Source organism: Actinoplanes couchii (genome assembly GCF_016862075.1).
GTDB classification, from domain to species: domain Bacteria; phylum Actinomycetota; class Actinomycetes; order Mycobacteriales; family Micromonosporaceae; genus Actinoplanes; species Actinoplanes couchii.
On record NZ_BOMG01000063.1, the window covers coordinates 1 to 11315 of the forward strand.

Annotated in this window: 7 protein-coding genes; all 7 read left to right on the top strand. The window is 67.5% G+C overall.

The genetic code is table 11. From position 1 onward, the window contains the following. The first annotated feature begins 56 nt into the window (after positions 1 to 56). Positions 57 to 1517 (top strand): DUF1996 domain-containing protein, encoded by a 1461-nt coding sequence (locus Aco03nite_RS54160; RefSeq protein ID WP_203798689.1) that lies wholly within the window; start codon positions 57 to 59, stop codon positions 1515 to 1517. Positions 1518 to 1651: 134 nt separating this feature from the next. Continuing rightward, positions 1652 to 4243, top strand: a complete 2592-nt coding sequence (locus tag Aco03nite_RS25715; protein WP_203798692.1) for an endo-beta-N-acetylglucosaminidase — start codon at positions 1652 to 1654, stop codon at positions 4241 to 4243. A gap of 20 nt (positions 4244 to 4263) precedes the next feature. Continuing rightward, entirely contained in the window at positions 4264 to 5283 is a 1020-nt protein-coding gene (locus Aco03nite_RS25720) for a LacI family DNA-binding transcriptional regulator (RefSeq protein WP_203798694.1), read from the top strand. Positions 5284 to 5350: 67 nt separating this feature from the next. Further along, the gene (locus tag Aco03nite_RS25725) at positions 5351 to 8311 is read left to right on the top strand and encodes an alpha-mannosidase (protein WP_203798695.1); all 2961 of its coding nucleotides are present in this window, start codon (positions 5351 to 5353) and stop codon (positions 8309 to 8311) included. A 3-nt stretch (positions 8312 to 8314) separates the two neighbouring features. Next, the gene (locus Aco03nite_RS25730) at positions 8315 to 9604 is read left to right on the top strand and encodes an ABC transporter substrate-binding protein (protein ID WP_203798696.1); all 1290 of its coding nucleotides are present in this window, start codon (positions 8315 to 8317) and stop codon (positions 9602 to 9604) included. Continuing rightward, complete coding sequence (locus Aco03nite_RS25735; RefSeq protein WP_203798697.1) at positions 9604 to 10503, top strand: carbohydrate ABC transporter permease; 900 nt, start codon at positions 9604 to 9606, stop codon at positions 10501 to 10503. The genes Aco03nite_RS25730 and Aco03nite_RS25735 overlap by 1 nt, the downstream gene beginning before the upstream one ends. Continuing rightward, positions 10500 to 11312, top strand: a complete 813-nt coding sequence (locus tag Aco03nite_RS25740) for a carbohydrate ABC transporter permease (protein WP_203798698.1) — start codon at positions 10500 to 10502, stop codon at positions 11310 to 11312. Before Aco03nite_RS25735 ends, Aco03nite_RS25740 begins: the two co-directional genes overlap by 4 nt. The last annotated feature ends 3 nt before the right edge of the window (positions 11313 to 11315 follow it).

Here is an 11315-nt window from a genome sequence, read left to right on the forward strand (position 1 = left end):
TGACCGGCCGGTTCTGAAATCCGAAATGTCCCCCGAAGATCCCCGAGGAGAGTTCGATGCGTAAACCTAGAGCGCTGGCCCTGGCCGCGGCGGTGTTGACCGCCACCGGGGCGCTCACTGTCACCTTCGTGTCCAGTGGCGGCAAGGGCAGCGCCGATGCTGCCACCGGTCTGGACCAGTATGTGCCGATCGAGCAGGTGCGTCCGAATGTGGTCACCCCAGAGCCTCGGGAGGGGGCGTCGACCGGCCGGTTCACGGTGGACTGCGGCACCAACCGGAACCGGAAGTTCAGCCCGGACAACCCGGTGGCGCAGCCCGGTATCAAGAACGGCGCCGAACACCTGCACGACTTCGTCGGCAACCTGGCGATCACCGCTTTCTCGTCGGACGAGGAGTTGGCCGCCTCCCGCACCACCTGCCGTAACGGCGACCGGTCGTCATATTTCTGGCCGGTCGTCCGGATCGACCGGAGCGTCCGCCCGAAGGCCGAGGTCCAGCAGGCCCTGTCCCGGACCCGGCCGGTGGTGGTCTGCCCCTCGGTCCGGGATCGGCTGCCGGCGACCCCGACCCACGCCCAGAAGAAGATCCTGACCGAAACCCACGCCCAGAAGAAGATCCTGACCGAATTGGATCGCCTGCACGCCGCCGCGGACAAGCGGATGGCCGCCAGCGCGGGCCGGATCGACACCGCCCTCAACAAGCGGGTCCTGGACGGCTTGCGGGAGAGCCGATCCCGGTTGATCAAGCAACTGGGAAGCACGGGAGACCGGATGCTGATCTCGCTGATCGACTGCGACATCAGCTACGACGGCATGCACGCCGCGATGCACAGCCACACGCCGAGCAAGGCCCCGAGCAAGGCCCCGAGCAAGGTCCCGAGCGAGGCCCCGAGCGAGGCCCCGAGCACTGCCCCGAGCACTGCCCCGAGCACTGCCCCGAGCGCGCTGCCGGACCCGGAGGGCAGGGACTTCGAGCTTCCGGGCAACACCGGCGGCATCGTACGACCGGCAAAGATCTTGATCGAATATCGTGGCAACCCGACCACGACTGTCGTCCCGATGCCGAGGTTCCTGCGCGCCCTGACCGGTGACGCCAAGCCGACGAGCCGTGGCCCGGCGAATGCCCGCGCAGCCTGGTCGTGCAGTGGTTTCGCCGACCGGATCACCGACCGTTACCCGATCTACCCGCAGGGCAGCCGGGTCCAGCGGGTGCACGATTTCCCGGGCTGCTGGGACGGCGTGAACACCGACAGCGACAACCACCGCAAGCACGTGGCCTTCGCGGATCCGAAGACCGGCGCCTGCCCGCAGGGTTTCGTGGCGATCCCCCAACTGCGGATCACCATCTCCTACGACATCCCGCGCGAGGCCCAGCGCCGGGGACAGTACGCCCTGGATTCGTTCCCGGAAGAGAACCACAACCCGTTCTCGGACCACGACGACTTCGTCAACGTCAACTCGACCCGGACCATGCAGCGGATCGCCGCCTGCATCAACAAGAACCGGCAGTGCGCCTGACAAGGGGCAAGAACCGGCAGTGCGCCTGACAAGGGGCAAGAACCGGCAGTACGCCTGACAAGAGATAAGAACCTTGTACACATAGGCGGTTTTGCCTACGCTAAAGCGCATTAGCTACCCGCCGGAGGTGCCTGGTGCCACGTCAGCGCAAGAGAGCGGCGGTCGCTGCGGCCGCCGCTCTCGTTCTTCTCGCCGCATCCCCTTCGCCCGCCGGGGCGACCGACACCCTGCCCTGGACGGGCGCCGCCGCGAAGGGTGCCAACCAGCCGTTCCAGCACGGTTACACCGCCGCTGACCTGCTGCGATGGACCCCGCAGTCGGACCTGTTCGGTGACCTGACCCGCTCCCGGGTGCCGTTGCAGCCACGGGTCGCCCCGATCGCGGCGACCCAGGCCAACCCGGCCCTGGACCCGTCGGTGGAGAATCTGACGCTGGCCGGTGATTACGGGAACGCGTTCTTCGAGAGTTACCAGTACAACAACGAGTTCTCGGCGTACCTTTTCAACTTCTGGCAGTACACCGACTATTACGCGTCCTGGCACGGCATGCCGACCCAGGGTGTGCCGGAGTCGATGTACGACCCGAACCTGGACTGGCGGGAGAAGTGGTTCGAGTTCGGCATGCTGAACCTGCCGAACGCCGCCTACACCAACGCCGCCCACAAGAACGGCGTGAAGTCGCTCGGCACGATCTTCCTGTCCGAGAACGATCGGGGCACCCAGACCTACACCGAGCTGTTGAAGCAGGATGCGAACGGCGACTACCCGGTGGCCCGCAAGCTGATCGAGCTGGCCAAGTGGTACGGGTTCGACGGCTACTTCATCAATCAGGAGGAGCCGTCGGTCGCGCCCGCCGACATCCCCCGGTACAAGCGGTTCCTGAAGATCATCAAGGACGCCGGCCTGTACGTGCAGTTCTACGACTCGGTGCACAACACCACCGGTGCCCGGGTCTACCAGAACGAGTTCACCGCCAGCAACAGCCCGTTCGTCCGGGATCCGCAGATCGGCGACGTCAGCGACTCGATGTTCCTCAACTACTGGTGGAGCCGATCGAAACTGGCCGCGTCGGCAACCCACGCCAAGTCGCTCGGACTGGACCCGCACAAGGCCGTGTTCGCCGGGCTCGAGGCCGGAATGTATCAGTTCAACCAGCCGTACAACCTGGACGACAACGCGGGCGCCAACTCGATCGCGACCCTCGGGGCCGACTTCGTGCACGCCGACATGGCCGGCAAGGAGGACGACGCCAACCAGTGGAAGGCGTACGACCGGGAACGCCGCTGGTGGACCGGCAGCTCGACCGGCGGCGCCCAGGACGCGGGCACCTGGAAGGGCATCAAGTCCTACGTCGCCGAGCGCTCGTCGATCAGCGGCCCGGTCTTCGACACCACGTTCAACACCGGGCACGGCCTGGAGTACGTGGAACGAGGAGCCCTGTCCAGCACCCGCGAATGGTCGAACATCAACGTCCAGGATCACCCGGTCACGTGGCAGTGGAACCACACCGGCTCGCTGGGTGTCGACTACGACTACGGCACCCGGAGCACCAAGCCGGACCGTTTCACGTACCAGCAGATCGGTGCCTATCAGGGCGGCAGCTCCCTGGTGCTGAGCGGCAATCTGACCGGTGACGACTACCTCAAGCTGTACCGCACCGACCTGGACGTGACCGCGAAGTCGAAGCTGGACGTCGTCTACCGCAAGGTGTCCGCCACCGACTCCTCCCAGCTCAAGGCCGCGGTGACGTTCGCCGACGCGCCGACCACGGTCGTCCAGTTGCCGATCACCGGTTCGGGCGTTCAGACCAGCGGCTGGACCACCGCATCGCTGGATCTGGGGGCGTACAAGAATCGGAAGATCGCCACCATCGGCCTGGTCGTGGCCGGTTCCGGCATCAGCGGCTACCAGCTGAACGTCGGCCGGATCACGGTCTCCGACGGCGCCGACCACACCCCGGGGAAACCGTCCGGCTTCCACCTGGACGCGGCTCTGACCGGCACCGACGAGCTGGAACTCGGCTGGAACCTGGCGCCCTACCAGGACGTCGCCGAGTACGCGGTCTACGACGGCACCGAATACCTCGGCGGCATCTACGACGACGTGCTCTACGTCAAGCGCTTCACCGCTGCCAAGGGCACGCTGCGGCTGATCGCGATCGGTCACGACGGCAGTGTCAGCGCTCCGGCCGAACTGCCCTACGACTTCACCACCGGCCCCGGCGACGTGACGGCCACCGCGTCCGGCAGCAAGGTGACGGTGAAGTGGCAGAACCCGGCCCGGAACTTCACGGTCCAGGGGAAACCGGTGCCGGACGGGTCGACCTCGACCGTGCTGACCGGGCAGCCGGTCAAGGGTGGCCACTTCAAGGTCACGGTGGCCCCGGCCGCCGGGACGCCGGTCTCCTACCGCGGTGAGCACGCCGACACCGTGATCGAGCCGTACCCCGCGTCGCTCGTCACGATCAGCGGGAACCGGTTCACGTTCCACACCCCGGCCACCGCGGACTGGTACAAGCTCTACGTCGAGGAGGACGGGGTGGCCAAGACGTTCGCCACCACCTACTCGTCGGGGGCCAAGCCGTACATCATCCGCGGGCGCACCACCTCGGCGGCGCTGACCGTCACGATGGCCTCGGCCACGTCCCGGGTCACCGTCACGATCGAGGACTACGCCGGAAACAGGGCCACCACTGTCGTACGCGGTACGGTAAGTAACCTTCCCTGAGCCGAAGCGAACGAGGATGCATGCCGCCGCGCCGTACCCGTCCGACCCTGAAGGACCTCGCCACCCGGCTGGGGATCTCGGAATCGGCGGCCTCGTTCGCCCTTAACAACCGTCCGGGGGTCTCCGAGGAGACCCGCCGGCGGGTCCTCGCCCTGGCCAAGGAGCTGCAGTGGGCCCCGCACCACGCGGCCCGCAACCTGGCCGGCATCACGTCCATGACGGTGGGTTTTGTTCTCACCCGGGACGTGCAGGAGTTCGGGATGGAGAGCTTCTACCTGCGGTTGCTGACCGGCGCCCAGTCGGTGCTCAGCGACCGCGGGTACGGCCTGCTCTTCCAGATGACCCGCTCGGTCGACGAGGAGCTGGCGGTGCTGCGCCGGTGGAGCGAGGAGCGCCGGGTCGAGGGTGTGATCATCAGCGACCTGCGCCGGGGCGATCCACGACCGGCGTTCCTGGCCGAGCTGGGCCTGCCGGCGGTGCTGGCCGGCGGGCCCGACCCGAAGAAGCTGCTGCCCTGCGTGATGGTCGACGACGCCGAGGCGATGCGGCTGATCGTCGATCACCTCCACCAAACCGGACACCGGCGATTGGCGTACGTCAGCGGGCCCGGTGATCTTCTCCATGTGCACCGGCGGATCGCGGCGTTCAAACAGGCGGCGGCGGGCAGCCTGGCGACGCCGGGTGTGGTCGGCACCGACTACAGCGACGAGCAGGGCGTGGCAGCGACGCGGCAGCTGATCGATGCTTCCGAGCGCCCGGACGCGGTGGTGTTCGACAACGAAGTCCTGGCAGTAGCGGGAGTTCGGGCGCTGCGCAGTGCTGGGCTGTCGGTGCCGGCGGACGTGTCGGTGGTCAGCTGCGAGGACTCGGCGATCTGCATGGCGCTGCAGCCGTCGCTGACCGCGGTGCAGCGCGATCCGACCGTTTTCGGCGAGGCGGTGGCCCGTAAGTTGCTGCGTCTGGTGCACGACGAACCCGAGCCCGCGGTCGAGGCGCAGCAGCCCACGATCGTGATCCGGGAGAGCACCCGGCAGCGCTGACATCTCCGTGTCGCAGCTGGCGTAACGACCCGTTGACTACGGAACTAAAGCGCTTTAGTGTTCGGCCATGCACCTGAACCCGTCACACGTCGTGGCTCGCCTGCAGCGGGTGGTCCGGGACCGGATCCGCCCCCGCCTGCACACCCCGCTCGCCGAGGTGACCATCGATGCCTGGCGCGTCGACGGGGACGGCGAACCGGTGCCGGCCGCCCGGGCGATCGAGCACGGCGACTTCCAGCCGTTCACCGTCGGCGACACCTGGGCGCCCGCCTGGGGCACCACCTGGCTGCGCGTTCAGGGGCAGGTCCCGGCGAGCGAGCTGCCCGTCGAGCTGGTCCTCGACCTCGGCTGGTTCGACCACTCGGTCGGCGGGCACGCCGAAGGCCTCGCCTACCGGCCGGACGGCGTCGCGGTGAAAGCGCTGCACCCGCGCAACGGCTGGGTCCGGCTCACCGGCCCCGGCGCCGCCCCCGGGGTGCTCGCCGACGACGGCAGCTTCACCCTCTACGTCGAGGCCGCCGCGAACCCGCTGCTCCTGGGCCTGCCGCCGTTCATCGAGACGCACCTGGGGGAGAAACCGGGACTCGGCGAGCCGGAGCCGTACAAGCTGGTGTCCGCCGGTCTTTGCGCCTTTGATCCGGAAATCTTCGCGCTGCTGCGTGACCTGGAGGCGACCGGCGATCTGCTGCCGCACCTCAGCACCGACGAACCCCGTTACTGGCGGGTGCTCACCGCTGTGGAAGCCGCCCTCGACGCGCCCACCGTCGCCGGGGCGCGGGCAGCGCTCGCCGACGCCCTGGCCCGGCCGGCGCACGCGACCGCGCACCGGATGACAGCGGTCGGGCACGCGCACATCGACTCGGCGTGGCTGTGGCCGCTGCGGGAGACCCGGCGCAAGGTGGCCCGCACGCTCACCAACGTGCTGACGCTGATGGAGACCGATCCCGATCTGATTTACGCGATGTCGTCGGCGCAGCAGTTCGCCTGGGTCGAGCAGGACCACCCGGAGCTGTTCGAGCGGGTCAAGCAGCGGGTCGCCGAGGGCCGGATCGTGCCGGTCGGCGGCATGTGGGTGGAGTCCGACGCGGTCATGCCCGGAGGAGAGGCCCTGGTCCGGCAGATCACCTACGGCAAGCGGTACTTCATGGACACTTTCGGACACGAGAGTGAAGTCGTCTGGCTGCCGGACAGCTTCGGGTACTCCGGGGCGTGGCCGCAGATCGCCCGTCAAGCCGGGTACCGCTGGTTCCTCACCCAGAAGATCTCCTGGAACGACACCACCACCTTCCCGCACCACACCTTCCAATGGGAGGGCATCGACGGGACACGGATCCTCACGCACTTCCCGCCGGCCGACACCTATGCCGCGGAGGTCACCTCCGCTGAGCTCAAGCACGCCGTTTCCAATTTCCGGGACAAGGCCATTTCCAGCCATTCACTACTGCTTTTCGGGTACGGGGACGGCGGTGGCGGACCCAACCGGGAAATGGTGGCTCGCGCCCATCGGTTCGCGGATCTCGAAGGCGCTGCCCGGGTGGAACTCGGCCGTCCCGAGGAGTTCTTCACCGCCGCTGAGGCCGAGTTGGGTGACGCCGCTCCGGTGTGGGCGGGGGAGCTGTACCTCGAACTGCACCGGGGGACGCTCACCTCGCAAGTGGCGATGAAGCAGGGGAATCGGAGGTCCGAGGCGCTGCTGCGCACGGTCGAGTATCTGGCCACTGTCGCCGCTGTTCGGGACGGGGTGCCGTATCCCTACAAGCAGTTGGACGAGGCGTGGAAGACGGTGCTCCTGCACCAGTTCCATGACATCCTGCCGGGCTCGTCGATCTCCTGGGTGCATCGGGAGGCTCGGGAGAGGTACCGAAACCTGGAAGTTGATCTGAAGGGTCTGCTGCCGGTGGGTCGCGGCGAGCCGGGCAAGATCAGCGGTTGGTCGGTGGCTCGCGAGGGGGATTGGGCCAAGCCTGCCGGAAATATCCTTGATAACGGGATTCTTCGGGTCGAGGTTGATGGCGGCGGGCGCGTCAGCAGCCTTGTTGATCTCCGCGACGGGCGCCAGTTGAACGTCGGAGACCTGGGCGTGCTGAGGCTTTATCGGGATGAGCCGGTGCGCTGGGACGCCTGGGACCTGGATCGGCACGTCCTCCGCAACGAGACTTCGTTGCCGCAGCCGACGGTGACAGCCACGTCGGACGCCATCACTGTCACCACTAAAACCGGCAAATCCACGTTTATCGTGAAATATCGGCTGAGGGAGGGGGTGGCCGCCGCGGCCGCGAACGGGGCGGCGGCTGGCGGGGCGGCGGCGAGCGGGGCGGCTGGCACGGCGGCGGCGCAGCTCGACATCACCGTTGATGTTGACTGGCAGGAGACTGAGCATCTGCTCAAGCTTTCGCTTCCGGTGGCGGTGCGTACTCTGCGGGCGAAATACGAGACGCAGTTCGGGTCGATCGAGCGGCCCACACACGAGAACACCCTGGCCGACGAGGCGCAGTACGAAGTCTGTTCGCACCGGTGGGTGCACGTCGCTGAACCCGGGCTCGGTGTCGGTGTCGTCAACGACTCGACCTACGGGTGCGACGTCCGCCGGATTCCCGGTGGCACCGACATCCGGCCGACGCTGCTGCGTGCCCCGAGGTTCCCGGATCCGGACACCGACCGGGGGCGGCACACGTTCCGGTTCGCGGTGGTGGCCGGCGACGAGACCGTGACCCGGGCCGCCGCCGACGACCTGAACGCGCCCTGGCTCGAAGCGCTCGCCGACGTCGAGCCGCTGCTCGGGCTGGAGATCGAATCCGGTCACGCCGTCATCGACTGGATCAAGCTCGCCGACGACCGCAGCGGCGACGTGATCGCCCGCGTCCACGAGACCCGCGGCGGCCGGGCCGTCGCCCGTCTCACCAGTACCTTCCCAGCCTCGATCGTCGAGACCGACCTGCTGGAACGCCCCCTCGAAGCCACCGGGGACCGGCTGATCCTCGGCCCGTTCCAGATCACCACTCTGCGCCTTTCCCCCATCAAGGAGTGATCGATGTTTCGTAGAACAGCACGTTTCGCCCTTCCGGTAGTCGCGGCACTCGCCCTCAGCGCCTGCGGCATCGGCGGTGGCTCGGACACCGCCGACACCACCGCGACCGTCTCCGGCGAGGTCAAGGGTGAGATCACCTTCCAGACCTGGAACCTCAAGGGCGGCTACGAGAAGTACTTCACCGACCTGGTGACCGCCTTCCAGACCGCCAACCCGGGCACCACGGTCAAGTGGATCGACCAGCCGCCGGAGGGCTACCAGGACAAACTGTCCGCCGACGCGGCCGCCGGTTCGCTGCCGGACGTCGTCGACATCGGTCCGGAGGCGGCGTTCACCCTGGCCAACGCCGGAATGCTGCTCGACCTGTCGAAGACCGACCCAGACGCGGCCAAGGACTACCTGCCGAAGGCGTGGGAGGCCAACAAGTTCGCGTCGCTCGGTGGCGGCATCTACGCCTACCCGTGGTACCTGAACACCGGCCCGTCGTTCTACAACACCGCCCTGCTGGACAAGTGCGGCGTGCCGAAGGACAACCTGCCCGCCACCTACGACGCCCTGTTCGCCGCCGGTGAGGCGATGGCCGCCAAGTGCAAGAGCGGCGAGACGATGGTGGGCCGGCTGCCGGCGATCGAGACGTTCGGCGCGTACGGGGTTCCGCTGATGAACGCCGAGGGCACCAAGTTCACCTTCAACGACGCCAAGGGCGCCGAACTGGTGAACCACTACAAGAAGCTGTTCGAGGCGGGCGGCCTGACCGAGGCCACCCTGAACAAGCTGCAGACCGGTGAGGTCGACGCGTTCAAGGCCGGTCAGGTCGGCTGGCTGCCGGGTAGCTCGTACACGCTGAAGGATCTGAAGGCCACCGCGCCGAAGATCGCCGAGACCGTGGCGATCGCCCCGCACGTCACCAACGACAAGCCGAACATGTACATCGAATCTTTGGCCGTGAACGCCAAGTCGAAGAACACCGCCACCGCTGTCGCGTTCGCCAAGTTCGCCACCAACAAGGCCAACCAGCTCGGCTTCAGCAACCAGGCCGCGATCTTCCCGTCCGCGACCGGGGCGCTTGACGACGCCTACTTCACCACCGACGACGGCACCCCGGAGACCAAGCTGCGGGTCGAGTCGGCCAAGGCCGTGTCCGAGGCGATCGTCTACTGGCCCGCCGCGTTCTCCAGCAAGAGCGTCGACTTCCTGCGCGAGCAGATCGCCCTGGCGGTCCTCGGCAAGAAGGACGTGCAGGCGGCCCTCGACGAGTCGGTCAAGTACGCCGACGAGAACCTGCCCAAGTAATGACCTCCGCCTCCATCGGGCGGACCCACGACCGGTGGTGGGCGCCGTGGCTGTTCCTGGCGCCCGCCCTGGCCGTAGTCGTGGTTTTCATCCTGTTCCCGTTCACCAACACCCTCGCACTGTCGGTCACCGACGCCACCCTGCTCAAACCCGGGCAGTTCATCGGAGCCGACAATTTCGTACGCCTGTGGAGCGACGAACGCTTCCGGATCGCGATGATCAACTCGACGTTGTACGTGATCTGCGTCGTGCCCGTGATGATCGCCGCCCCGCTGGTGCTCGCCGCCCTGGTCAACGGCACCACCCGGATCCTCGGGTTCTTCCGGACCGCGTTCTACCTGCCGGTCGTGATGTCCTCGGTGATCGTCGGCCTGATCTGGACCAACCTGCTCGACCAGCGCGGCCTGATCAACCAGCTGCTCGGCTGGCTCGGCGCGATCGACACCCCGATCGGCTTCCTCAGCGACCGCTGGCTGACCCTGATCAGCGCCATGGTCGTGACGGTGTGGACCGGCCTCGGCTACTACATGGTCATCTACCTGGCCGCGATGGCCAACATCGACCGCTCGCTGTACGAGGCGGCGGCCATCGACGGCGCCGGCCCGATCCGCCAGTTCCTGCACGTCACGGTGCCGGGCGTGCGCTCCACGTCGGCGCTGATCGGCCTGTTCTCCTCGGTGTCCGCGTTCCGCGTCTTCGGCGAGGTCTACGTGCTCACCGGCGGAACCGGGGGCACCGGCGGCCAGAACACCACCATCACCATGCTCATCCAGCAGGAGGGCACCGGCTTGCAGGCGCAGACCGGGTACGCCGGAGCGATCAGCATGGTCATGTTCGTGGTCCTCGGCGGACTGCTCGCCGCCCAGCTGTGGTTCCAGAACCGGGGAGGCGACAAATGACCAGGTTCTTCCGGTACGTCATCCTGCTCGGCTTCTTCCTGCTGCTCGCCGGGCCACTGATCTGGCAACTGTCGCTGTCGTTCAAGGGCATCGGCGACGACCTCTACGCCCAGCCGCCACAGATCATCCCGTCCGACCCGACCATCCGGAACTACGGCGACGTGCTCGACCGGGTGCCGGTCTTCCGGTACGTACTCAACTCGGTGATCGTGGCCCTGATCGTGGTCGGCGGCAACATCGTCGGCGCCACCCTCGCCGGGTACGCCCTGGCCCGGCTCACCTTCCGGTTCCGGGGCCTGGTCACCGCCCTGTTCGTGGTGGCCCTGCTGGTCCCGATCGAGGCGATCATCATCGCCCAGTTCCTGCTGGTCCGCTCGTCCGGACTCGCCGACACCCTGCTCGGTGTGGCCCTGCCGACCTGCGTCGCCGCCCTCAACGTGCTGCTGATGCGCAACGCCTTCCAGGGCATCCCGATGGAACTCGAGGAGGCGGCCCGGATCGACGGCGCCGGGGTGTGGCAGCGGTTCTGGCACATCTGCGCACCCCAGGTCCGCGGCGTGATGACGGTCGTGGCGATCTTCTCGTTCGTCGGCGCCTGGAACGACTTCCTGTGGCCGCTGATCGTGCTCTCCGGCGAGGAGAACTACACCCTCACCCTCGGGCTCAACCGGCTGCGCGGCACGTTCATCTCCGACCCGCGGCTCGTCGCGGCCGGCACCATCATCGCCCTCGCGCCGATCCTCGCCGTCTTCGCCATGCTCCAGCGTTACTTCTTCAAAGGCCTGCAAGCAGGCGGAATCAAAGGCTGAACC